The 23,994-nt window shown below is 71.8% G+C and carries 17 protein-coding genes; 12 read left to right on the forward strand and 5 right to left on the reverse strand.

Annotation, left to right across the window (positions count from 1 at the left end; translation table 11 throughout):
• The first annotated feature begins 185 nt into the window (after nucleotides 1-185).
• On the forward strand, nucleotides 186-1,145 hold the full coding sequence (locus HEB94_RS45240; protein WP_192755544.1) for a D-2-hydroxyacid dehydrogenase family protein: 960 nt from the start codon (nucleotides 186-188) through the stop codon (nucleotides 1,143-1,145).
• A 184-nt stretch (nucleotides 1,146-1,329) separates the two neighbouring features.
• Nucleotides 1,330-4,917, forward strand: coding sequence for a phosphodiester glycosidase family protein (locus tag HEB94_RS45245; protein WP_337918424.1), 3,588 nt, complete (start codon nucleotides 1,330-1,332; stop codon nucleotides 4,915-4,917).
• On the opposite strand, the gene HEB94_RS45250 is transcribed toward HEB94_RS45245, so the two are convergent.
• Nucleotides 4,889-6,115 (reverse strand): DUF418 domain-containing protein, encoded by a 1,227-nt coding sequence (locus HEB94_RS45250; protein WP_202896880.1) that lies wholly within the window; start codon nucleotides 6,113-6,115, stop codon nucleotides 4,889-4,891. The two genes, HEB94_RS45245 and HEB94_RS45250, sit on opposite strands and share 29 nt — an antisense overlap.
• Before the next feature lie 143 nt (nucleotides 6,116-6,258).
• Between HEB94_RS45250 and HEB94_RS45255 the strand changes: the two genes are divergently transcribed.
• Nucleotides 6,259-7,494, forward strand: coding sequence for a histidine kinase (locus HEB94_RS45255; RefSeq protein ID WP_202896881.1), 1,236 nt, complete (start codon nucleotides 6,259-6,261; stop codon nucleotides 7,492-7,494).
• Nucleotides 7,491-8,180 (forward strand): response regulator, encoded by a 690-nt coding sequence (locus tag HEB94_RS45260; RefSeq protein ID WP_192755546.1) that lies wholly within the window; start codon nucleotides 7,491-7,493, stop codon nucleotides 8,178-8,180. The genes HEB94_RS45255 and HEB94_RS45260 overlap by 4 nt, the downstream gene beginning before the upstream one ends.
• Nucleotides 8,181-8,212: 32 nt before the next feature.
• Here HEB94_RS45260 and HEB94_RS45265 read toward each other — a convergent pair whose 3' ends face one another.
• The 4 genes from HEB94_RS45265 to HEB94_RS45280 all read right to left on the reverse strand — a co-directional run bounded on the left by HEB94_RS45265 (nucleotide 8,213) and on the right by HEB94_RS45280 (nucleotide 12,304).
• On the reverse strand, nucleotides 8,213-9,115 hold the full coding sequence (locus HEB94_RS45265; RefSeq protein ID WP_192755547.1) for a nucleoside hydrolase: 903 nt from the start codon (nucleotides 9,113-9,115) through the stop codon (nucleotides 8,213-8,215).
• 98 nt (nucleotides 9,116-9,213) lie between these two features.
• Nucleotides 9,214-9,930 (reverse strand): NAD-dependent epimerase/dehydratase family protein, encoded by a 717-nt coding sequence (locus HEB94_RS45270; protein ID WP_192755548.1) that lies wholly within the window; start codon nucleotides 9,928-9,930, stop codon nucleotides 9,214-9,216.
• Between the two features lie 15 nt (nucleotides 9,931-9,945).
• Nucleotides 9,946-10,839, reverse strand: coding sequence for a nucleoside hydrolase (locus HEB94_RS45275; RefSeq protein ID WP_337918425.1), 894 nt, complete (start codon nucleotides 10,837-10,839; stop codon nucleotides 9,946-9,948).
• Nucleotides 10,840-10,939: 100 nt separating this feature from the next.
• Nucleotides 10,940-12,304, reverse strand: coding sequence for an MFS transporter (locus tag HEB94_RS45280; protein WP_192755549.1), 1,365 nt, complete (start codon nucleotides 12,302-12,304; stop codon nucleotides 10,940-10,942).
• A 318-nt stretch (nucleotides 12,305-12,622) separates the two neighbouring features.
• On the opposite strand from HEB94_RS45280, the gene HEB94_RS45285 reads away from it, so the two are divergent.
• From HEB94_RS45285 to HEB94_RS45320, 8 genes are all read left to right on the forward strand, one after another.
• Nucleotides 12,623-14,764, forward strand: coding sequence for a glycoside hydrolase family 2 protein (locus HEB94_RS45285; RefSeq protein WP_192755550.1), 2,142 nt, complete (start codon nucleotides 12,623-12,625; stop codon nucleotides 14,762-14,764).
• A gap of 81 nt (nucleotides 14,765-14,845) precedes the next feature.
• Nucleotides 14,846-15,160 (forward strand): putative quinol monooxygenase, encoded by a 315-nt coding sequence (locus HEB94_RS45290; RefSeq protein ID WP_192755551.1) that lies wholly within the window; start codon nucleotides 14,846-14,848, stop codon nucleotides 15,158-15,160.
• Between the two features lie 442 nt (nucleotides 15,161-15,602).
• Nucleotides 15,603-16,967, forward strand: a complete 1,365-nt coding sequence (locus HEB94_RS45295; protein WP_192755552.1) for a diaminobutyrate--2-oxoglutarate transaminase family protein — start codon at nucleotides 15,603-15,605, stop codon at nucleotides 16,965-16,967.
• A complete protein-coding gene (locus HEB94_RS45300; RefSeq protein WP_238361794.1) occupies nucleotides 16,964-18,436 on the forward strand; it encodes a pyridoxal phosphate-dependent decarboxylase family protein in 1,473 nt (490 codons plus the stop codon). The genes HEB94_RS45295 and HEB94_RS45300 overlap by 4 nt, the downstream gene beginning before the upstream one ends.
• Nucleotides 18,433-20,229 (forward strand): IucA/IucC family protein, encoded by a 1,797-nt coding sequence (locus tag HEB94_RS45305; RefSeq protein ID WP_192755553.1) that lies wholly within the window; start codon nucleotides 18,433-18,435, stop codon nucleotides 20,227-20,229. The genes HEB94_RS45300 and HEB94_RS45305 overlap by 4 nt, the downstream gene beginning before the upstream one ends.
• Nucleotides 20,226-20,831, forward strand: a complete 606-nt coding sequence (locus tag HEB94_RS45310; protein ID WP_202896882.1) for a GNAT family N-acetyltransferase — start codon at nucleotides 20,226-20,228, stop codon at nucleotides 20,829-20,831. The genes HEB94_RS45305 and HEB94_RS45310 overlap by 4 nt, the downstream gene beginning before the upstream one ends.
• A complete protein-coding gene (locus tag HEB94_RS45315; RefSeq protein WP_337918427.1) occupies nucleotides 20,828-22,204 on the forward strand; it encodes a lysine N(6)-hydroxylase/L-ornithine N(5)-oxygenase family protein in 1,377 nt (458 codons plus the stop codon). The genes HEB94_RS45310 and HEB94_RS45315 overlap by 4 nt, the downstream gene beginning before the upstream one ends.
• On the forward strand, nucleotides 22,182-23,981 hold the full coding sequence (locus HEB94_RS45320; RefSeq protein WP_192755554.1) for an IucA/IucC family siderophore biosynthesis protein: 1,800 nt from the start codon (nucleotides 22,182-22,184) through the stop codon (nucleotides 23,979-23,981). Before HEB94_RS45315 ends, HEB94_RS45320 begins: the two co-directional genes overlap by 23 nt.
• Nucleotides 23,982-23,994: the final 13 nt, after the last annotated feature.

The raw sequence follows: 23,994 nt of genomic DNA on the forward strand, positions 1-23,994 counted from the left end.
ACGAGTACGGCGGCGATCCTCGAAGCTGCCCCGGCCGCCGGATCCGGCCAGGTCGCACGCCACCGTGACGCGTCCGCGCGGGCGGAGCGGTCTATGGTACGTACGCCCCAAGCGGTGCCCCGGCTACGCGCCCGACGCCACGCGGGGCAGCGCGGGCTTGCCATCGAGGAGAGGAGCGTACGTCGATGACGTCGATCGCGGTCATGGACGACTACCAGTCGGTCGCGCAGTCCATGGCGGACTGGCGAAGCCTTCCCGACCGTACGAGTGTGGCGTTCTTCCACGATCATCTCGACGACGAGGACGCACTGGTCGAGCGCCTGCACGACTACGAGATCGTGGTGTTGATGCGGGAGCGCACGCCCTTCCGGCGCTCGCTCATCGAGCGCCTGCCCCGCCTCCGCCTTCTCATCACCACCGGTATGCGCAACGCGTCCCTCGACCTCGAGGCGGCTCACGACCACGGTGTCGTGGTGAGCGGTACACCCGGAAGCGGCACCGCCACCGCCGAACTCGCCTGGGCTCTCATTCTCGGCCTCGTCCGCCACCTGCCGGCGGAGGACGCGGCGACCCGGTCCGGCAGCTGGCAGTCCTCGGTTGGCACCGACCTGGCGGGTACGACGCTCGGCCTGCTCGGGCTGGGCCGGCTCGGCCGCGCGATGGTGCCTGTCGCACGGGCCTTCGGCATGGACGTCCTGGCGTGGAGCCAGAATCTCACCGCGGAGACCGCGAGCCGGTACGGCGCCGAGCACGTGGACAAGGACACCTTGTTCGAACGCGCTGACGTCCTCAGCGTGCATCTCCAACTCAGCGAGCGCACCCGCGGCCTCGTCGGCGCACGCGAGCTCGGCCTGATGAAGCCGACCGCCTACCTCGTCAACACCTCGCGCGGCCCGATCGTCGACGAGGCGGCTCTGGTCGCCGCGCTGGAAGGCGGCCGGATCGCCGGGGCCGGCCTGGACGTCTTCGACCAGGAGCCGCTCCCGACGGGCCACCCGTTGCTGCGGGCGCCGCGCACGGTCCTGACGCCGCACCTCGGATACGTGACGCGGCGTACCTACGAGGACTGGTTCCCCTCGGCCGTCCGGGCGATCGCGGCGTTCCTCGACGGCCACCCGATCCAGGTGCTGACACCGACCCGCTGACACCTGCACCGACCCGCTGACCCCACGCTGCCCTCACACGCACACCCGCACCGACCCGCGCCGGAGCGCCCCCGCTCACCGCGCGGCCGTACGGTGTTTTCTTCCACTTCACGTTGAAGTCTGGAAACTCCTCTCCGGCTCAGGTTCACTGCAGGTTGCCGACCGGCATCCCTGGGGAGGACCTGTGGCTTCGACCGCTATCCGCGTGCGCCTTCGCTCCGGCGCACTCATCGTTCTCGGACTCGCCTTATGGCTGAGTACCGGTGTCGGGTTCGCCCCCGGCACCACCGCCCGCGCGCTCGCCGAACCCAACCCGATCGCGGGCACCACGCCGTCCGCGTCGACCGCGTCGACCGCTCCCACCGCGACGACCGGGCCCGGCGCGCTGCCGGACCCGCGGCACAATCTGGGTTCGTCGACCTCCGACAGCGCCGCGAGCGACTCGGCCGACGCACCGCGCGCCAAGGCCGCGGCAGCCGAGGTAGAGCCACGGCTCGAGACGTACTCCACGTCGCGTCCTGTTGCGCCCGGTGTCACGATGCGGTCCTTCGACCGGTACGGCCCGGACGCCTACACCGGGACGCCGAACTGGCTGCAGTCGGACTCGCTCACCATCGACCTCACCAAGGGCACGACGGTCGACTACCTCTTCCCCGGCCGCGTGGCCGCCGGCGCACCGATCTCGGAGCAGGCGAACAAGGTCGGTGCCGTCGCCGCCGTCAACGGTGACTTCTTCGACATCAACAACTCCAACGCGCCGCTCGGCGTCGGGATCCAGAACGGGAAGCTGATCCAGTCCCCCGACAGCGAGCCCACCTGGCAGAAGTCGGCCACGATCGTCACCACCGAGGGCATCGGCAGCATCGGCTCGGTGCTCTTCCAGGGAACCATCGCGCTTCCGGACGGCGGCAAGGCGTCGCTGGCGGGCGTCAACAAGCCCACGCTCGCCGCGGGCGGCATCGAGGCGTTCACCCCGCTGTGGGGCACCTACTGCCGCTGCCGGGCCACCACCGGCGCCGCGAAGGTCGCCGAGGTGGAGGTCGTCGACGGCAAGGTCACCGCGGTCCGCGCCCAGGCCGGCGAGGGCGAGATTCCCGCCAACGGTTTCGTCCTGGTCGGCCGCGAGGCGGGCGCCGACACGCTGGCGGCGTTGACCGTCGGCGCGCCGGTGAACATCGACTACAGCGCCCGCACCGTCGACGACAAGGAGATCCGTACGGCGATCAACGGCCGTCAACTGCTTGTTGTCAACGGCGTACCGCAGAAGGCGAGCGCCGGGAACAACGTCCCGGCCGCGCCGCGTACCGCCGTCGGGTTCTCCAAGGACGGCCGCAGGATGTTCCTGCTGACGGCCGACGGACGCCAGCCGGCGTTCTCCGACGGCCTCGGCCTGGACGAGCTGGCCACCATGATGATCGAGCTCGGCGCCTACAACGCCGTGAACCTCGACGGAGGCGGCTCCACCACGATCGCCACCCGCAAGCCGGGCAAGCAGACTGTGCAGGTGGACAACCGCCCCTCCGACGGCAGTGAACGCCGTGACCCGAACGGCCTCGCACTCTTCGCACCCAAGGGCAGCGGCATCCTGAAGGGCCTGTGGGTCGAGCCGGCGCTCGACGCCGCACGCGCGGCCGGCTCCTCCACGATCGCTCCCGCTCGCCCCGACCGCGTCTTTCCCGGGCTGACGAGGCGACTGACCGCGACCGGGTACGACGAGACGTACGGTCCGGCGGCGAGCACGCCGCGCTGGCGCAGCACGCCCGAGGGCACGGTCGACCGGTCCGGCGTCTTCCACGCCCGCACGACCGGCACGGCGACGGTCTCGGCGTACGACCGCTCGGTCGTCGGGTCGGCCACCCTGCAGGTGCTGCGCCCGCTCACCCGGCTCGGCGCCACCACACAGCAGGTGGCCCTCACCGGATCCGGCGCCCGCACGACGTTCGGCGTCCTTGGCTACGACAGCGAGAGCTACAGCGCGCCGATCGAGCCGGCGGACCTCACCCTCTCCTACGACCACGACCTGCTCGACCTCACCACCACCGAGAGCGGGCAGTTCACCGCGACCGCCAAGAAGGCCGTCGGCTCGACCCTGCTCACCATCAGGATCGGCGACATCACCACCGTGCTCCCGATCACCGTCGGCCTGGAGGAACGCGTCGTCGCGGACTTCGAGGACGCGTCCCAGTGGGGCTACTTCGGCGAACGCGCCACCGGCGCCGTCGCCTCGGCCGAGGGCAGGGTCGGCAAGGGCCTCGCCCTCACCTACAACTTCGACGAGTCCACGGCCACCCGCACCGGCGGCGCGGTTCCGACCGGGACGATCCAGATCCCGGGCCAGCCACGCGCGCTGCGCCTGTGGGTCAACTCAGCGGGCGACGGCGAGTGGGCGAGCCTGCAGGTGTACGACGCGACCGGCACCCTGTTGCCCGCCATGCGCGCCGGCTACCTCGACGAGCCCGGCTGGCACCAGCTGGAGTTCCCGGTCCCGGCCGGTACGGCCTACCCGCTGACCCTGCGTCGCTACTACTCGGCCGAGACGCGGCCGGACGCGCAGTACAAGGGCAACATCGTCATCGACCAGCTCACCGCGCTGCTTCCGCCCTCGATCGACGTACCCGACCAGGCGCCGGTGACCGACCCGCTGATCGTGCGGAACGGTGACGTGAGCGGTCAGCCCTGGAAGTTCGCGGTGATGTCGGACGCGCAGTTCGTGGCGCGTGACCCCGACAGCGACCTGGTGAAGAACGCCCGCCGGACCCTTCAGGAGATCAGGGCCGCCAAGCCGGACTTCCTGATCATCGACGGCGACCTCGTCGACGAGGCGTCGCCCGCGGACTTCGCGCTGGCCAAGCGGGTCCTCGACGAGGAGCTGCAGGGCACGCTCCCCTACTACTACGTGCCCGGCAACCACGAGGTGATGGGCGGCAGCATCGACAACTTCAAGGCCGTCTTCGGTTCGACGAGCCAGGTCTTCGACCACAAGGGCACGAGGTTCGTCACGGTCGACACGTCCCGGCTGACCATCCGGGGCAGCGACTGGACCCAGCTGGGCACCCTGCGCGGCGAACTCGACAAGGCGGCGCAGGACCCCGCCGTCGGATCCGTGGTCCTCGTCCAGCACGTTCCGCCGCGTGACCCGACGCCGAGCCGCGCGAGTGAGCTCAGCGACCGCAAGGAGGCGGCCACCATCGAGACCTGGCTGACCGACTTCCAGCGCTCGACCGGCAAGGGTGCGGCGTTCGTCGGTGGGCACGTGGGCACGTTCCACGCCGGCCGGGTCGACGGGGTGCCGTACTTCATCAACGGCAACTCCGCGAAGACCCCTTCCACCACCCCGGCGGAGGGCGGCTTCACGGGTTGGTCCCTGTGGGGTGTCGACCCGGTGACGGCGGAGGAGTCCGACGCGGCCCACGTCGACCCGGTGCGGGACGCACCGGCCTGGGTCCAGACCGAGGTGCGCCCGCACGTGGACGCGCTCGCCGTCGAAGCACCGGCGCAGGTTCGCGCCGGCGCGTCAGCCACTGTCAAGGCCAACCTGACGCAGCACGGCAGGACCTTCCCGGCGGCGTATCCCGTCAGCGACCGCTGGTCGGGATCGGCGAACCTGTGGATCGGCGAGCCGGGCGACCGCGAGACTTCGGACATCGCGGCGTTCGATCCGGCCACCGGTACGTTGACGGCGTACCGCGCGGGCACGATCACCCTCACGGTCGCCGTCAACGGCCGTACGGCGGAGGCGACGGTCACCCTGCTGCCACGGGCGGCGGGGTAGACCCGGCGGCCGGGCGCCGCCGCTGCGGCGCCTGGTACGCCCACTGCCACATGAGCTCCAACGGGCCGCGGTCGAAACGCCGCAGCCACAGCGAGGACAGTGACATGAACAGGGCGACGATGCCGACGTAGGCCCCGATCACCCACCACGGCCGTGCTCCCTCCAGGCGGGCGGTCAGGCCCAGACCCCAGCCGTAGCACAGCACGGCGGCGAGAAGGTTCTGGAACACGTAACACGACAGGGCGGTCCGGCCCACCGCGGTCAACCCGCGGCGGAGGATTCCGGGCCGCCCTGCGCGCATCCGGTGCAGCAGCGTTGTCACCAGACCGAGCAGACCGAACGCCACGACCGGTGCCAGGACGTACCGGTCGACCAGCGCCCAACTCGGCCCCAGGACGAACATCGTGACGGCGTTCAGCGGGAACGCGACACCCAGCCCCACGACCATCAGCCGGGCCCTGATCCGGGCACCCTTCGCGGTGTCGTCGAACACCCCGGCGCGCAGCAGCCGGGAGCCGGCCAGGAACAACACGATGCCGAGCGGGAGGATGAAAATCGCCTCGAGCCGGTAGAACGGTGCCAGGGTGAGCCGGTCCGACAGCTGCTCGAGGTAGCCGCCGTGGGTGAACAGGTCCGGGCGACTGGGCACGACCAGCGGTTGGTTGGACGCCGAGACCATGCTCATGCCGAGGGTGACCAGCCCGACGAAGAGCAGGTGCAACGTACCGACGACGATCATCCACCAGCGCACGGCGCGGTCGCTGCGACCGACGAGGAACGCCACGACGACCGAGGTCAGGGCGTAGGCCATCAACACGTCGAACTCGAAGACCAGCACGTAGTGCAGCAGCCCCTCGACGAACAGCAGGCCGGCCCGCCAGAGGTACCAGCCGGGCCAGCGGCGGCCCCGTTTGCGCGCGGAGCGGTACTGCAGCTCCAGGCCGATCCCGAACAGCAGCGTCAGCAGTGCCAGCGCCTTGCCGTTGGCGAAGAAGCGCAGCACCATCTCGACCGCTCCGGCGAGGGTGTCCGTCGTCGGTGCCTCCAGAGCGCTCGGCGGGCCCTCCGGATTGGTGAAGATCCACACGTTCGTCCCGAGCGTCCCGAGGATCGCGAGCCCGCGCAGGACGTCCAGGGCCAGGATGCGCGGGTACGTCGGGGCCTTCGGACGCGCCCTCTGGCGCAGCAGTTCGGTCATGTCGCCAAGCCTCGAAGCCCGCGGGTCCAGGCGACATCGGGGAACCGTACGACCGGGGGTCATCCTTTCGATCGACGCCGCCGCGCGGATCCTCCTGCTCGTCGCCGACGCGACGGCTCGCCGCGCTGTGGTCTCATGTCCAGGTGCGGCGCCTGACTGAGTGGAACTCCGAGTGGAACCGTTGGTGGGTGCGACCGCCCTGGCGGGATCCGCTCGTGGCGTTCGGACAGTTCGTGCTGGGGACCCTGCTCTACGTCGCCGGGTTGGACACGCTGTCCTCCCCGGGAAGCTCCGCGTTCCCGCTGTGGGTCCGGCTGCTCATCCTCGGGTTCGCCTGTGTCGGCTCGCTCCTGCGGGCCCGTCGTCCGGTCGTCGCGCTCGGTATCGGCATGGTCGCGTTGGTGATCGACGTCGTGCTGCACGTGAGTCTGCCGATCGTGCTGGTGATGTGTGAGCTGCTGTTCGCCTCCACGTTGTACGGCTCCCGCCGGATGGCGAGGTTCCAGGTCGGTGTCGCGGCGGCGATCCCCCTGGTGACGCTGGTGGCCGGTCTGGTCCTCATGGCGGACTGGCGCGAGGCCGTCCTGACCACCCTGCAGATCGCGACCGTCCCCGTCATCCCGGTGTGGTGGGCCATGAACGTGCGCAACCACCGGGAGATGGCGGTCGCCGAACGCGTCCGGGCAGAACAGCTCGCCACCATCGCCGACCTCGACCGGCGCGCGGCGGTGGTGGCCGAGCGCGCCCGGATGGCCCGGGACCTGCACGACGTGGTGGCGGGCCACCTGTCCGCCATCGCGTTGCAGTCCGAGGCGGTGCTGTCGATGGCCGGCCACGATCCCCCCACCGCACGGACCGTGCTCGGCTCCATCCGGGAGAACAGCGTCCAGTCGCTCACGGAGATGCGGGCGATGATCGGGATGCTGCGGGCGGACGAAGGCGCCGACCCGCCGCGGGAGTGGACCGCTCCGGCGCGGCTGGCCGACCTCGAACGGCTGCTGGACTCCGCGCGCGCGAACGGGCTGCGGGTCGAGGTGGACGTCGCTCGGCGCGACCAGGCCGAGGCCGAGCCGCTGCCGGCGGCCGTGGACCTGACGGCGTACCGCATCGTGCAGGAGGCGCTCACCAACGCCGCCACCCACGCACCGGGCGCGCGCACCCGGGTCCGCCTGGAACACCGCGACGACCGGTTCGTCGTCGAGGTGGCCAACGACCTGTTGCCGCGGGTCCGCGCCGAGGGCGACCGCCGAGCCGAACGGGTCGGGCTGGTGAGCATGCGGGAGCGTGCCCAGGCGATCGGTGGGACCCTCTTCGCCGGCCCGGACCCCACCGGCTGGCTGGTGCATGCCGAACTCCCCACGAAAGGACTGGTCTCGTGACCGTCTCGGTCCTCCTCGCCGACGACCACGCCGCGATCCGGGCCGGCCTCGCGATGATCCTGCGCGGCGCCGAGGACATCGAGGTGGTCGGCGAGGCCGCCGACGGGGCGACGGCCGTGACGATGGCGCGGACGCTGCGCCCCGACGTGGTGGTGATGGACGTCCGGATGCCGCGGATGGACGGCATCGAGGCGACGAGGGAGCTCGTCCGCGACGAGGTGTGCGCCGTGCTGGTGCTGACGACGTTCGACCTGGACGAGTACGTCTACGCGGCGCTGCGCGCCGGTGCGGCCGGCTTCCTGCTCAAGTCTGTGGAGGCGCCGCGGCTGATCGAGGCGGTCCGGCTGGTCGCGGCGGGCGACGGCGTCCTGGCGCCGGGTGTGACACGACGCCTGATGACGGCCTTCGCGGCGAGCGGGCCTCCACCGGTACGCCAGTCACCCGGCCTCGAGCTGCTCACCGACCGCGAACGCGAGGTCCTGGCCTGTGTGGGCGAGGGCCTGTCCAACCAGGAGATCGCGCAACGTCTGTTCATCAGCGAGACCACGGTGAAGACGCATGTGTCCCGGATGCTCGGCAAGCTCGACCTGCGTTCCCGGGTCCAGGCCGCCATCCTGGCGCAGGAGGTCGGTCTGCGCACCGAGGGAGACGGGACCGGAGGGACGGGTGAGCGCCGCCCGACCTGACCTGGCCCGGCTGGCGGCCCGGCGGGAGCGGTTCAGGACGGGCCGCTGTGGCCGGCCGTGGTGATGAGCTCCACGGTCCGGTCGACCGCCTGGGGAAGGTGCACCGAGCTGACGACACTGGTCGGGCTGGTCGGGTCGTCGTGGGCGACGCTGAGTCCGGCCTGCTCACCCTCCGCCTCGATCCAGACACCCGCGGGACGGGTGGTGAACAGGTCGGACCGGAGCATGGCGAGGACGGCCAGCGGGTCGTGCGGGACGTTGGACTGGTGTCCGGTGAAGCCCCACCACTGGCGAACCTCCGCCTCGAGCTGGCGGCCGAGCGCACCGGCGGCGGCGATCTCGCCCAGGTGGTCGGGTTCGATCCTGGCCTGCGTGGTGATCTCCAGGCCGACGACGGTCACCGGGATGCCCGACGCGAAGACCTCGGCCGCGGCGATCGAGTCGCTGCGGAAGTTGTGCTCGGGCTCGGGCTGGTCGAACCGGCCGCCCATGACGTACAGCCTGCGCACCGTCTGGGCGAAGGACTGGTCGGCACGGATCGCCTCGGCGACGTTGGTCAGCGGGCCGATGGCCACGACGTCGACCTCGCCCGGCCGGTCCTTCACCGTCTGGGTCAGGAACTCCGCGGCCGTGGTGCCGTCGTCGACGAAGGCCTCGCCGCCGAGGTCGTGGTAGAGCCGGCCCTCGAAGCCCGCCCACCAGGCCTCCTGGCCGGTCAGCGGCCGTTCGGCCCCGGGGACGACGGTGAGCCCGTCATGGCCGGCGAGACGAGCGAGCCGGCGGGCGATCCGAGCCCGCACCGCGACGTCGCCATAGACCGTCGTCACGCCGAGGAGGTTGACCTCGGGCGATCCGAAGAGCATGGCGAGGGCGAGCGCGTCGTCGACGTCGGAGCCGATGTCGGTGTCGAGGATCACCTGGTGGGGGGTGGCCACGGCGACCTCCCTTCCTGACGCTGTCACAACGATTCTCCTGGTCGGAGAAGGCCGACACTATCCGCCCCCACAGCCGGACGTGACACGCCGTCGCCGGGTCAGGTGCAGGGTCCCCAACCGTCGTCGACCGGCACCGAGGCGGCGTAGTCCTCGGAGTCCAGGACCGGCCGGTAGCCGAGCGGGTTGCGCAGGTCCCAGGTCGTGCGGGTGTTGGCCGAGACGCCCGCACAGACGGCGTACGACACGTCGGCCTCGAGCGCGCGGACGACGAGCTGGCACAGGTCCGCGGGGCCGAGCCAGCTGGACAGCGCGCTGCTGGCGGGCGGCTCCGCCGTCGTCGCGCCGAGCCGCAGCGCCACCACGCGGGCGCCGGTCCGGTAGGCGTGCGCACGGCCCATCGCCTCGGCGAACGCCTTGGTCGCGCCGTACGCGCAACACGGGGCGACCGGCCAGTCCGGGTCGACGAGTGGCCGGTCCGCTCCGACGTACTGGCCCATCACGTGGGCGGAGCTCGCGAGCACGATCCGCGACACTCCGGACCCCAGCACGGCCGCGACGACCTCGACGTTCGGCACCCGGAGCTGGTCCCAGGAGGAGGCCGGGTCGGGGTTGGCCGCGAGGTGCACGATCGCGTCGATCCCCTTGGTGACGGTCGCGACGAACTCGGGGTCGGCGAGGTCACCGACCACACCGCCGGGAACGTCCACGCGGTCGGTGAGTACGACCTCGTAGCCGTCCAGGTCGGTCAGGCCCGGTCGCAACAGCCGTGCCACACCGCCCGCCGCCCCGGTGAGCAACACCCTGCGCCTGGCCATCAGGTGGTCCCTTCCCTACAGCCGGCCGGAGGCGAACCTCGCGAGCTTGGCGTAGAAGTCCTCGAGCACGAACCTCGCGTCCACGCTGTCGTACACCCGGATCATGGGGTTCTGGTCGTCGTGCACGTAGCGCATGTCCGGGTCGATGGTAGGGGCGGGCCGCAGCTGCCAGCGTCCGCAGTCGGGGTACATCATCACCCCGACGGCTGGTGAGTCGCCGAGCGAGCGGTACTCCATCGGCCCGTCGACCCAGCGCGCGTTCCACTCGACGAGCTGGTCGACGAGGTAGCGGCCGAGCGGGCCGTGCGGGGCCACCCGCTCCATCAGCTCGGCGTACCCGACGGCCATCAGCCGGTAGACCGACCGCGGGATCTGCCAGACCTCCAGCCGGGAGCCGAGGACGACGTTCGCCGCGTGGATGTCGTTGGACAGGTTGAACTCCCGCCCACCGTCTGGGTACTCCCCGCCGCCGATCCAGACGACCCGGACGTTCCGGTCCTGGATCGCGGGCTCGGTGAGCAGCGCCGACGCCATGTCGGTGAGCGGACCGTAGAACGCGACGTGCAGCGGCCGAGGGTCGTCGCGCAGTGCCTCCTGGACGATCAGCGCGGAACCCGGCGAGGGCACCGGTGTGGTCTCGTCCGGCAGTCCCCTCGGCGCACCGTCGGCGACGGGCACCCGACCCTGCCAGCCCATCAGCTCCAGCAGCAGGTCGACCTCCTCGCGGCTGTCCTCCATGCTCCGGTCACTGCGGCGGGTGCCGAAGTGCGCGGCGATCACGCCGTGGATCTCGAAGCTCGGGGTGAGGAGCGCGTGCACGAGGGCGTACTGGTCGTCGGCCTCGTTCTTGGCGTCGGTGTCGACGATGACGCGGGTACGCCGGTCGGCCGGCTGCGCGGGATGGATCACGCTCGGAGTCTTCCGGTCGGCGGAGCGGGTCCGAAGACCTGGCGCGGATCGTGTCCTCACCCGGCCGGTCCGCGCGTCAGCACGGCGACCTGGTCCTGGGTCAGTGGTCGGGACCGCGGTAGCGCCAGAAGATGGGGAACGCCGCGACCGCGCACAGCATCACGATGACGACGAGGATGCCGCCGCCGCTCACGGCGAGGGTCGTGCCGACCGCCGCACCGGCCATGCCGTGGCCCAGGTCGGCGAGCCGTGGACCACCGGCGACGACCACGGTGAACACACCCTGCATCCGGCCGCGCATCTCGTCGGTGGCCGCGCTCTGCATGATCGTGCCGCGGAACACCATGCTCACCAGGTCGGCGACACCGGCCACGCCCAGGAAGAAGGCCGCCAACCACAGCCACGGCGACAGGCCGAAGCCCACGATCGCGAGACCCCACAGGCAGACCGCGCCGACCACGGCGACGCCGTGCCGCCGGATCCGGGAGAACGCGCCGGAGAAGAGGCCGCCGAGGACGGCACCCACCGGGATCGCGGCGTAGAGGACACCGAGCGCGAACCCGCCACCCGGCGGGTCGCCGAACGTCTCCTGTGCCATCTGCGGGAACAGCGCCCTCGGCATGCCCAGCACCATCGCGATGACGTCGGCGAGGAAGGACACCAGCAGGATCTTGCGGGTGGCGAGGTAGGCGAACCCCTCCAGGACGTGTCGCAGCCCGGCCCGCCGAGGTGCGCCGTCCAGCGGTGGCAGTGGCGGTAGCTTCCAGACCGCCCACAGCGTGACCGTGAGTGCGATCGAGTCGATGAGGTACAGCGTCGACAGGCCGACGACCGGGATCATGGCGCCGGCCAGCAGCGGCCCGATGATGGACCCGGTCTGGAAGACCGTGGAGCTGAGCGCGTTGGCGGCGGGCAGCAGCGGTGCGGGGACCAGACGCGGGATCGACGCGCTGCGCGCGGGTTGGTTCATACCCGCGCACGCCTGTTGCAACGCCAGCAGCCCGAACAGCAACCACACCGAGTTCGCGCCCGCCGCGGCCTGGGCCCACAGCAGGAGCGACGTGATGGCGATGCCCGTGTTGGTGAAGAGCATCAGCTTCCGCCGGTCGACGGCGTCGGCGATCGCGCCACCCCACAGGGCGAAGACGATGAGCGGGACCAGGGCCACCGCGCCGGACAGTCCGACGTAGGCCGAGGAACCGGTGATGTCGTAGATCTGCTTCGGAACGGCGACCGCGGTGAGCTGGCTACCGACCGAGGTGATGATCGTGGAGGTCCACAGCCGCCGGTACGGCAGGATGCTCAGCGGACGGGTGTCGACGACGAACCGGCGGATGTTCCAGCGGGCGCGGCGGCCGGTCGGTGTGGCCGGAGGTACGGCAGCTCCCGCCTCGCGTGGGTCTGGTTGGTCCTCGGTTTCGGTGGATGCACCGGTGTCGCGCTCGCCGCCGGCGGTATCTGACACCTGCTGTTCCTTCCACGAGTCACGGGTCTCTCGACGTCAAGAGGAGGAGGCCCGGCGGTCACTCTAACCCAGCCTGTCCAGAGGATGGACCGACGTCTCCCAGAGTGGATGGCGTGTCCGGGATCGGCAGCGAGGGGCGACCAAACCTCCCCTGCGCCGCAGTCGACCGGTGACGGTACGACCGGGCAGACCACGCGACCGGCTCCGGTACGCGCCATGGACCTCCCGTCCCGGAGCCGCCTACCGTGTGCCACGGCACGATCACCGCCGCCTCGCTCCGGTGACGCAGGCGGTCCGTCCGCCCGGAGGGGGCTGCCCATGCGATCCGGTCGAAGCACACCGTCCACCGACTCCGCCCGTCCACGCCCCGGCAGCGCACGCCGGGTCACGCGGCGGGTCCGAGGTGCCGCGGTCGCCGCGGTCCTGGCCCTCGCGCCCGCCGCGCTCGGGACACCGGCACTCAGGGCACCGGCACTGGCGAGCCAGTCGCCCGTCCCGGCCTCGCCGCGTCCAGCCGACCTGGGCGCACCGGATCCCACCGCCGATCAGGCGGCGGTCGTCCGCGACCCGCACGGTCCGCGCGAACCCTCCGACACCCAGGTCAGGAACGTCGACGGCACCAACGTCGTGTTCTCCTACGGCGAGGTAACCCCCGCCTTCGACGGCTGGTCCCGGCACGAGCCCACCCGGCACTACCTCTCCCTCGACCGGCCGTGGCGCTTCCGCTACGACCCCGCAGACCAGGGCGGGACCGAGGGCTGGCAACGACCCTCGCTGGACGACTCCGGCTGGGACACCATCGCGGTCCCTTCGTCGTGGGACCTCCACGACAACGACGGCTGGGCGGGGTACGACGGCGCCGACTTCGGCAAGGGCGGCGCGCTGCGGGACGGGTACGCCTGGTACCGCACCACGGTCGACGTACCCGCGTCCTGGCGCGACACCCACGTCCGGCTGGCGTTCCTCGCGGCCTCCTACAGCGCCGACGTGTGGGTCGACGGCCGGTGGGTCGGCAAGCACGAAGGCGGCAACACAGCCTTCGCCCTGCCCGTCAGGGACGCCTTGCGGCCGGGCGAACGCGCCACTATCGCGGTCCGCGTCTACCGCAGGGCGAGCTACACGAACTACGACGGCAGCGGCGAACAGGTGGCCGACGACCACGCGCTCCCGCCGGGCGTCGTCGACTACTGGCCCTATGCCGGCCTGACCAGGTCGGTGTGGCTCGAGGCGGTCCCGGCCACGACGGTCGCGAAGGTGCTCCTTGACACCCGCGACGCGACCCTGGACGCCCGGGTGGTGGTGGAGAACCACAGCCGGCAGGACTTCCACGGCTTCGTCCGCGTCGACCCCGGACGGGGCTCGAACGGCCGACCGATGCGGGTGCGTGTCGACGTTCCCGCCGGTGGCGTCGCGGTGCCGAGGACGACGATCCCGATCCCCCACGCGCCTCGGTGGAGCGTCGAGCGACCCAAGGTCCTCACCGCCCGCGCGACCCTCGTCGGCCTCGACGACGGACCGGCGCTCGACACGCTCACCGCGACCTACGGTGTCCGCGACATCGCTGTTGACGGGTCGCGGCTCGAACTCGACGGTCGCCCCCTCTTCCTCAAGGGCGTCAACTGGCACGAGGAGACCGACCGCGGCGGCCGGTCGATGACGAAGGCGGAGTACGACCACGAACTCGCCAACGCCACGGAGCTCGGCGCCAACCTCCTGCGCAACGCCGTCTACAACCGGCACCCCTACGCCTACGACTGGGCCGACCGCAACGGAGTCCTGCTCATGGACGAGTGGGACACGATGTGGGTGGGGACGGTGTCACAGCAACTGCAGGCCGAGTCCTACGGACTGTCCCGCGCGCTCGCGCTCGCCACCGCGTGGAACAACCACAACCACCCGTCGGTGATCCTCTGGGGACTGCAGAACGAGTCGACCATCGATCCGGACGGCGCACCGGTCTACCGTGCCTGGCTCACGCAGATGAAGGACGCGGTGAAGGCCGTCGACCTCTCCGACCGTCCGGTCACCTGGGCGTCGTCCTCGTCCTGGGACCCCGCCTTCGACCTGGCCGACGTCGTGGGCTTCAACGAGTACTTCGGCTACTTCTACGGAACGAACGAGGACCTCGGCCCGACCCTCGACGCGGTTCACCGCAACCATCCCGACAAGCCGATCCTCATCACCGAGAACGGCACCTGGTCGCTGCCCGGCCAGCACGGACCGCCCACCGAGGCGGGAACCGAGGAGTGGCAGGCGGCCAACTTCCGTGCGCACTGGGACCAGGTGACCGCGCGTCCATGGGTCGCGGGCTACACGTTCTGGTTGCTGAAGGACTACAAACAGCGAGCGGGTTACAACGAGGAGTACAACGCCCTGTCCACGATGGGGATGCTCGCGTGGGACGGACAGACCAGGAGGCTGGTGTTCGACGCGTTCCGGGACGCCCGGCCACCGCGTTGATCCGGCGTCCACACCGCGTTGATCCCGCGTCGCCGTCCGAACCACCCGCGCAGGGGGCCGGGCGCCCGTAGGGTGGTCGGCATGATCGTCGTACACGCGGTCCTCCGCTCACGTCCGGAGCGGCGCACCGAGACCGTCGCGGCCCTCATCGCCATGCAACACGCGGTCCGTAGCGCCGACGAGGGCTGCATGTACTACGCGTTCGTCGCCGACCTGCAGGACGACTGCCTGTTCACCTGCGTGGAGGAGTGGACGGACATGAAGGCTCTGCAGAGCCACCTGGCCAGCCCGCACATGCGGGCACTGGACCAACTCCTGTCCGAGACCGCCGAAGGGCCCGCGGAGATCCGCATCTTCGAGGCGGTCAACACCGAGATCCCCGAGGTTCCGGCCTGACGTTCGAGGCCTGACGTTCGAGGCCTGACGTTCGAGGCCTGACGTTCGAGGCCTTTCTCCACCGCGTGAACACCGCGGGCGCACCGGTCCGCCACCACGCATCTCACCGCGCCGACCGTTCTGACCGCGCCGACCGTTCTGATGGCGCCGGCCGCGCCGACCGCCAAGGCAGCCTTGCCCGGTCCCGGTCGACGGACCCCTGACATCGCCTGACATCGCCGCGACCCCGCGACCCATCGAGGAAACACCCACCGGCCACCGCGAAACCTCACTCCGAGCATGCGATTCCCGGCCGCCAACACGGGCCTGCCGGCTCCGCTCCGCAGTCGATCCGACACGCGGATGGATGCGATCCATCGACACACCGGGACGAAACGGGCTACTCTGCTTCCGCACAAGTAAGGCATGCCTAACCTAATCTGCCCGAAAGGAAGGCGGCGGAATGCCTGTCGTCACAGCCAGCCAGCCACCACGCACCGTGCTCGAGCGGCAGCAGCGCCGCGAGTCCTCGGCACGGACCTACGCGCGCAGCCTTCCCATCGTTCCCGTCCGCGCGAGCGGCATGACCGTCACCGGCGCCGACGGGACGACCTACCTCGACTGCCTGTCCGGCGCGGGTTCCCTCGCGCTCGGCCACAACCATCCCGTGGTCGTCGAGGCGATCCGGAAGGTCCTCGACGACGGGGCACCGCTGCACATCCTCGACCTCGCGACCCCGGTGAAGGACGCGTTCGTAGAGACCCTCTTCGACCTCCTGCCGGGCGACCTGGCGCGGCGCGGCCGGATCCACTTCTGCGGGCCGACCGGCGCGGACGCGGTCGAGGCCGCGCTCAAGCTGACGCAGACCGCGACCGGACGGCACGGCGTGCTCGCCTTCACCGGCGCCTACCACGGGATGACGGCCGGCGCCCTCGCGGTGACCGGGAACGTCGCGGTCCGTGCTCCGCTGGCGCCCACACCCGCGACCGTCACCCGGCTGCCCTACCCCTACGGCTACCGGTGCCCGTTCGGTCTCGGCGGAGACACCGGCGCCGCGACAAGCGCGCGTTTCGCGGCGTCGCTGGTCGACGACGCGTCCGGTGGCGTCGTCCCTCCCGCCGCGATGATCCTCGAACCGGTGCAGGGCGAGGGTGGCGTGGTTCCCGCTCCGGGCAGCTGGCTGCGGGCCATGCGCGACCTCACCGCCCACCGTGGCATCCCACTCATCGTCGACGAGGTGCAGACCGGGGCCGGCCGGACCGGGGCGATGTGGGCCGTCGACCACGCCGGCATCACTCCCGACGTCCTGGTCCTGTCCAAGGCCATCGGAGGTGGGCTTCCACTCGCCGTGATCGTCTACGACGAGAGCCTGGACGGCTGGGCGGCCGGTGCGCACACCGGCACGTTCCGCGGCAACCAGCTCGCGATGGCGGCGGGCACGGCGACCCTGCGCCACATCGCGGAGAACACGCTGCCCGAGCACGCCGAGACCATCGGCCGGCGCCTGCTCGCCGAGCTGCACCGGCTCGCCGGTGACCACGGGAGCATCGGTGAGGTACGCGGGCGCGGCCTGATGCTCGGCATCGAGGTCGTCGAGGCCGACGCCGCGCCGGACGACCTGGGCAGCCTGCCGCCGGCACCAGACCTCGCCGCCCGGATCCGCTCCGAATGCCTGCGCCGTGGCCTGATCGTGGAGCTCGGCGGCCGTGACGACACGGTCCTTCGGCTGCTTCCGCCGCTCGTCGTCACCGCCGAGCAGGCCGACTCCGTGGTCGAGCGACTGGCCGCCGCCTGGACGGCCGCCGAGCGGAACCCGAGCGCCGCATGAGTGCCCCGTCGAGCACGCTCACCACCGCGGACGCGCCGACCATGCCGGCCGGGCCGGCGGCGTTCACCTTGACGGACGACCTCGACCACCTCGCCGACCTGCTCACCGAGGTACTGGCGGCGGTGCGGGCGGGCCGGCGCGACCGCCCCGGTCCCCTGCCGGCCGGTGGCCCGAGCGAGGTCGCCGCGACCGTACGCCGCAGGCTCGGCCCCAACCCGCTGCCGCACCAGGGCATCGGTGCGCGGACCGCGCTGGCCGAGCTGACCCGCACCCTGTCCGCGGGCGCGGCCGATCCCGCGCATCCCTTCTGCGCGGCGCATCTGCACTGTCCGCCCCTGGCCGTCGGCGTGGCGGCCGACCTCGCGGCCGCCGTTCTCAACCAGTCGCTCGACTCCTGGGACCAGGCTCCGGCCGCGACCGAACTCGAACACCAGGTGGTACGCGGCCTCGCCCACCTCGTCGGCTACCGGGCCGAGCGGGCCGCCGGCGTCGTCACCTCCGGGGGCACCGAGTCCAACCTGATGGGACTGCTGCTGGCCCGGGACGGCGCGCCCGACGCCGGCCTGCGGGTGTTCTGTTCCCGGCTCGCGCACTTCTCGGTCGCCCGCGGTGCCCGGCTGCTCGGGCTCCCCGCGCGGGCGGTGGTCGACGTCGACACCGACGCCGACGGGCGGATGGACGTCGCCGCGCTCGACGCGGCCCTGGTCGAGGCCAGGCGGCAGACCCCGCGGGCACGCGTGGTCGTCGTGGGCACGGCGGGCACCACGGACCTCGGCAGCATCGACCCCCTCCCAGACCTCGCGCGGGTGTGCGAGGCGCGCGACGCGTTCCTCCATGTCGACGCGGCCTACGGTGGCGGCGCACTGTTCTCCGACCGGCTGCGTCCGCTGCTGACCGGGTTGGCCCGCGCGGACTCGGTCGCCCTGGACCTGCACAAGCTCGGCTGGCTGCCCATTCCGGCGGGGGTCTTCCTCAGCCGGGACCGGGATCTGTTCACGCCGCTCACGACCCGGGTCAGCTACCTCAACCCCGCCGACGACGAACGCGCCGGCATCCCGAGCCTGCTCGGCCGGTCGTTGCGTACCACCCGACGGGCCGACGTCGTGAAGATCGCGGTGGCGCTGCGCGCACTCGGGCTGGCCGGCATGGGCGCCCTCGTCGAGCGCTGCCACGACCTCGCCCACTACGCCGCCGACCGCATCACCGCCCGCCCCGACCTCGTGCTCCACGCGCGGCCCGTCCTCACCACGGTGGTCTTCTCCTACGCCGCCGCGGCGGGGCGGACCAGCGCTGTCAACGCCGGCTTGCGGCGGCGGCTGCTCTTCGAGGGGCGCGCGGTCATCGGCCGCGCCGACCTGGCCGGGGTCGCCCGACTCAAGCTCACGCTGCTCAATCCCCACGCCACCCCCGCCGACGTCGACCGGCTGCTGGACGCGGTCGTCGCGGCGGGCAAGGAGGAGGAACGATGACCACACCCTCGGTCCTGACCGCCGTGACCGGTCCGGACCTCCTCGACGACCCCGACCCCGACCGGGTCGCCGACGCCGCGGCGACGGAGAACCTGCTGCGCTGCTGGATCCGGGAGACCGGCGTCCCCCACCCGCACGGCCCGGCGTTGGTCCTCGACCTGCCGGCCTCGGGCGCCGGACTGGTCGCCGACGTGCGCCACTGGTCCGCGACCGGCTGGCACCGCTTCGGCGAGGTCCGGCTCCGCGATGCCCCATCAGGGTGGGCCGGGGTGGCCGACGCTGCGACGGTCGCGGCACTGCTGGCCAGGGAGGCCGCCGTACGCGGGGGCGCTCCTTCCCGCACCGGCACGGATCTGGTCGCGCGGGTGCTCGACTCGGTCCGCCGGACCCGCACGCACATCGCCGACCGGCGTGCCGCACCCGCGCCACCGCCGGGCACCACGCCGTTCCTGGTGGCCGAACAGGCGTTGCTGCTCGGTCACCCGACGCACCCGACCCCCAAGAGCCGGGAGTCGGTGACCGACGCGGAGGCGCCGGCGTTCGCCCCCGAGCGCCGCGGGTCGTTCCCGCTGCACTGGTTCGCGGCCGATCCGGCGATCGTGTCCAGCGACGCGGCGGGCGCGGAGGCCGAACGGGCCGGAGGGTTCCGGTGGGCGACCTCCGTGGCCGCCGAACTCGCCGCGGCGAGCGCCGACCTCGTCGTACCGGAGGGCATGATCGCCGTTCCCGCCCATCCCTGGCAGGCACGCGACCTGCCGCACCGTCCCGCGATCGCCACCCTGCTCCGCACCGGCATGCTCCGAGACCTCGGCCCGGCGGGACCGCACTGGTGGCCCACCTCGTCGCTGCGCACGGCCTACCGGCCGGACGCACCCGTCATGCTGAAGCTCTCCCTCGGCCTGCGTATCACCAACTCGCGGCGGGAGAACCTCCGCAAGGAACTCCACCGGGGCGTGGAGATCGCCCGGCTGCTCGACGCCGGTGTCGAGCAGCATCTGGCGCGGACGCACCCGTCGTTTCGGATCGTGCGGGACGCCGGCTGGCTCGCGGTCGACGTGCCCGGCGAGTCGCCCGACTCCGGGCTGGACGTCGTCCTGCGGGAGAACCCGTTCGGCGACACCGACGTGAGCTGCGTCGCCGGCCTGGTGGCGGAGGCGCCCGGCATCGGCCGGTCGAGGCTGGCCCAGATCGTCACCGGGCTGGCCGAACGCACCGGCACCTCCACCCGCGACGTCGCCGCGCACTGGCTGGACGGCTACCTCCGTGCGGTCCTCGAACCGGTGCTGTGGCTCTACTCCGGTTACGGGATCGCGCTGGAGGCACACCAGCAGAACACCCTCGTGGTGCTCGACGCCGACGGCTGGCCGGCCGGTGGGCGCTACCGGGACAACCAGGGCTACTACTTCGCGCAGTCCCGGCTCGACCAGTTGCGGCGGCTGCTGCCCGACGTGGGTGAGCGTTCGGAGACCGCCGTACCCGACCAGGTCGTCGACGAACGCCTCGGCTACTACCTCGGCATCAACAACCTGTGCGGGTTGGTCGGAGCGTTCGGGTCGCAGGGGCTCGCGGACGAGGAGACCCTGCTCGCGCTGGCCCGCGACCGTCTCGCCGCGCTGCGCTTCCCCGACGGCCCGGCACCCGCGACCCTGAGAAGCCTGCTCACCAGTCCGACCCTGCCCTGCAAGGCGAACCTGCTCACCCGCCTGCACGAGATGGACGAGCTGAGCGGACCGGTCGCCACCCAGTCGGTGTACGTGCCGATCAGCAACCCGTTCGCGACGGTGACATCATGAGCGCCGCGAACCTGAGCGCCGACACCCGGCACTGGCGTGCGGAGATCCTGCACACGCCGCAGGTCCTGTCCGTGGGAACGTTCGAACTCCGGCCCGCGGTCGAGGACGACGTCGACCTGCTCGCCCGCTGGATGAACGAGCCGGCCGTCGCGGAGTTCTGGATGCTGGCCGGTCCGGCCGAACGCACCCGCGCCCACCTGAGAGCCCAGCACGCCACGGAACACGCGACCCCACTGGTCGGGATCCTCAGCGGGACGCCGATGAGCTACTGGGAGGTCTACTGGGCCGACCTCGACCCGCTGTCCTCGCACTATCCGGCGCAGCCCTACGACGGAGGCGTCCACCTCCTGCTCGGACCGGCCTCCGCCCGCGGCCGCGGACTCGGCGGGATCCTGCTCCGCAACGTCGCCAGCCGGATGTTCGCGGCGCACCCACCGACGATGCGGGTCATCGCCGAACCCGACGTACGCAACGTCGCCTCGGTCCGCGCGTTCACCCGGGCGGGATTCCACCGTCAAGCAGACCTTGACCTGCCGCACAAGCGGGCCGCGCTGATGATGCGGGAGCGTCCGGCGCCGGTCGGAAAGGAAGCGTTGACGTGAGCACCGTGACCGCCTCCACGCCCTACGACCTGCTCGGCGTGGGGATCGGGCCGTTCAACCTCGCCCTGGCGGCGCTGGCCGACGGGGTGCCCGACATCCGAAGCGTCTTCCTCGACTCCTCGCCGGAGTTCTCCTGGCATCCCGGGCTGCTCTTCGAGGACGCCCGGCTGCAGGTGCCGTTCCTCGCCGACCTCGTTACGCTGGTCGATCCGACCAGCCCGTGGTCCTTCCTCAACTACCTCCGCACCCACGACCGGTTGTTTCCGTTCTACTCCGCCGAACGGTTCCACGTGCCGCGCCGGGAGTACGACCACTACTGCCGCTGGGTGAGCAGGGGACTCCCGTCGTGCCGGTTCGGCGCCCGCGTCACCGGGATCAGCTGGAACGACACTGCCGGAGTCTTCGAGGTGACCTGGACCGGCGCCGGCCGGGCGGAGACCGTGGCCGCCCGCAACGTCGTCCTCGGTATCGGCACCCGGCCGCAGGTCCCCGCGGCGTTCGCCGACCTGCTCGGCAACCGTGTCTTCCACGCCGCCGACTACCTGCGCAGGCGGCCCGGCCTGGACGCCGCGAAGGACATCGCGGTGATCGGCTCGGGACAGACCGGCGCGGAGGTGTTCCTCGACCTGCTCCGCGACACGACCGGGAGCCAGCGCCTGCACTGGCTGACCCGCTCACCGGCGTTCGCGCCGATGGAGTACTCCAAGCTCGGCCTGGAGCACTTCACCCCCGACTACACCGCCTACTTCCGCGAGCTTCCCGAACCCGTGCGTGACCGCCTGGTGCCCGCGCAGTGGCAGCTGTACAAGGGGATCAGCGCCGACACGATCGCGCAGATCCACGACCTGCTCTACGACCGGAGCATCGAGGGCCGCTGGCCGGCCGCCACCCTGACCCCGCACGTGGACGTGGTGGGGGTCCGCGACCTCGGCCAGGCCGGCATCGAGTTGTGCTGCCGGCAGCGCGAGCAGGACCGGTCGTTCACCGTCCGCGTCGACGCGGCGGTGCTCGCCACCGGCTACTCCCCCGCCCCGCCGGACTTCCTCGACCCGATGCGGAGCCTGGTCGAGTGGGACGACCGCGGGCGTTACCAGGTCGACGCGCACCATCGGGTCCGGTTGGCCGGTCAGGTCCGCGATGGCCTCTACGTCCAGAACGCCGAACTCCACACCCACGGGGTCGGCACGCCCGACCTCGGTCTTGGCGCCCATCGGGCGGCGGTGATCCTCAACGCGCTGACCGGCCGGACGGCCTACGCGCTGCCGCCGCGGACCGCGTTCACGTCGTTCGGCGTCCACCCGCCGGCCGGGCCCGCCACCCAGCCGCCCACCCTCGACCCGGAGGACACTCGTGCCCCTGCCCGTACCCGCTGAACTCACCGCCGCGCACTGGAGCGCCGCGAGCCGAGCGCTCCTCGCCAAGGCCCTCGCGGAGTTCTCCTACGAGGAGTTGCTCGAACCTGTCCCCGACGGCACCGACGACGGGGGCCGCTACCGGCTGGACCTGCCCGACGTCACCTACCGGTTCCGGGCACGGCGCGGCAGCTACGGCTCCTGGTTCGTCGACCCGGCCAGCATCACCCGGGACGGCAGCGAGGACGTCGACACGCTGGCGTTCGTCCTGGACGCCCGCAAGACCCTCGGGTTGGGTGGGGACACCGCGGGCCACCTGGTGCGGGAGCTGAGCGCGACCCTCACCGCCGACACCCGGCTGCTCGCGACGGCGCCGGACGCCGCCGCACTCGCCGACCTGCCCTACGCCGAACTCGAGGGCTACCAGACCGGCCACCCCTGGATCGTCCCCAACAAGGGCCGGCAGGGTTTCTCCGCCACCGACGCCCGGGTGTTTCCGCCCGAGGCGCGAGCACGGGTGGCGCTGCCCTGGATCGCCGTCCACGACAGCATCGCCGACTACCGTGGGGTGCCGGGCCTACCGGCCGACCGGCTCCACGCCGGGGAACTCGACGAGACGACCCGCGAGCGCTTCACTCTCACCCTGGCCGCGCGGGGCCTGGACCCGGCCACCTACCACTGGCTGCCCGTCCATCCGTGGCAGTGGGACGAGACGACCGTTCCGCTCTTCGCCGCCGACGTCGCCCACCAACGGATCGTCCCGCTCGGCGAGGGTCCCGACGACTACCTCGCCCAACAGTCCATCCGCACGTTCAGCAACGTCAGCCATCCGCACCGACACCATGTCAAGCTGCCCTTGTCAGTGCTCAACACCCTGGTCTGGCGAGGCCTGCCGACCGAACGCACCGTCGCCGCACCGGCGGTCACCGCGTGGGTACTCGGGCTCCGGGACGCCGACCCGTTCCTCGCCGAGGAGACCCGCGTCATCCTGCTCGGCGAGGTCGCCTCGGTGACCGTGCGCCACCAGGTCCTGGAGAGCCTGGCCGGTGTGCCGTACCAGTACCGCGAACTGCTCGGCGCCATCTGGCGACAGCCCCTACCCGCGCAGCTCGACGACGGGGAACGCGCCCGCACCCTCGCGTCCCTGCTGTGCGTCGACCCCGCCGGCCGTTCGCTGCTGGCTGAGCTGGTCGCCCGGTCCGGCCGGACCCCGCGGGAGTGGCTGCGACGGTTCCTGCACGCCATGCTGCCGCCGCTGCTGCACTTCCTCTACCGCTACGGCGTCGCCTTCTCCCCCCATGGCGAGAACGCGATCGTGGTGTTCGACGCGGAGGACACCCCCACCCGGCTCGCGGTGAAGGACTTCGTGGACGACGTCAACCTCGCGGACCTGTCCGCGCGGCCGGACGCGGCCCCGCCGGAGTGGAACACGCTGCCCGCGCAGGTCGGCGAGGTGCTGCTGCGGGAGCCGCCGGCGTTCCTGTGCCAGTTCCTGCACTCCGGCCTGTTCGTCGGGCACTTCCGCTACCTCGCCGAACTCGCGCGGGTGCACCTCGACGTTCCGACCGAGGAGTTCTGGGATCTCGTCCGCGCGGAGATCCTGGCCTACCAGGCCCGCTTCCCCGAACTCAGCGACCAGTTCGAGATCTTCGACCTGCTGACACCCCGGATCGAACGGCTCTGCCTGAACCGCAACCGGCTGGTCCTGGACGGCTACCGGGACCGCCCCGAACGCCCGCACGCCGCCGTGCACGGCACCGTCCCCAACCCGCTCGCGGTCCACCCCCGAGCGGACTGACCCAGCCCACCGA

This window comes from Actinopolymorpha pittospori (assembly GCF_014873875.1).
Taxonomy (GTDB): domain Bacteria; phylum Actinomycetota; class Actinomycetes; order Propionibacteriales; family Actinopolymorphaceae; genus Actinopolymorpha; species Actinopolymorpha pittospori.

Excerpts from the sequence above, each read along its gene's own strand:
- HEB94_RS45305 (WP_192755553.1), top strand. The coding sequence starts at position 18,433 with ATGACCACACCCTCGGTCCTGACCGCCGTGACCGGTCCGGACCTCCTC.
- HEB94_RS45285 (WP_192755550.1), top strand. The coding sequence starts at position 12,623 with ATGCGATCCGGTCGAAGCACACCGTCCACCGACTCCGCCCGTCCACGC.
- HEB94_RS45240 (WP_192755544.1), top strand. The coding sequence starts at position 186 with ATGACGTCGATCGCGGTCATGGACGACTACCAGTCGGTCGCGCAGTCC.
- HEB94_RS45290 (WP_192755551.1), top strand. The coding sequence starts at position 14,846 with ATGATCGTCGTACACGCGGTCCTCCGCTCACGTCCGGAGCGGCGCACC.
- HEB94_RS45270 (WP_192755548.1), bottom strand. The coding sequence starts at position 9,930 with ATGGCCAGGCGCAGGGTGTTGCTCACCGGGGCGGCGGGCGGTGTGGCA.
- HEB94_RS45295 (WP_192755552.1), top strand. The coding sequence starts at position 15,603 with ATGCCTGTCGTCACAGCCAGCCAGCCACCACGCACCGTGCTCGAGCGG.
- HEB94_RS45250 (WP_202896880.1), bottom strand. The coding sequence starts at position 6,115 with ATGACCGAACTGCTGCGCCAGAGGGCGCGTCCGAAGGCCCCGACGTAC.
- HEB94_RS45310 (WP_202896882.1), top strand. The coding sequence starts at position 20,226 with ATGAGCGCCGCGAACCTGAGCGCCGACACCCGGCACTGGCGTGCGGAG.
- HEB94_RS45300 (WP_238361794.1), top strand. The coding sequence starts at position 16,964 with ATGAGTGCCCCGTCGAGCACGCTCACCACCGCGGACGCGCCGACCATG.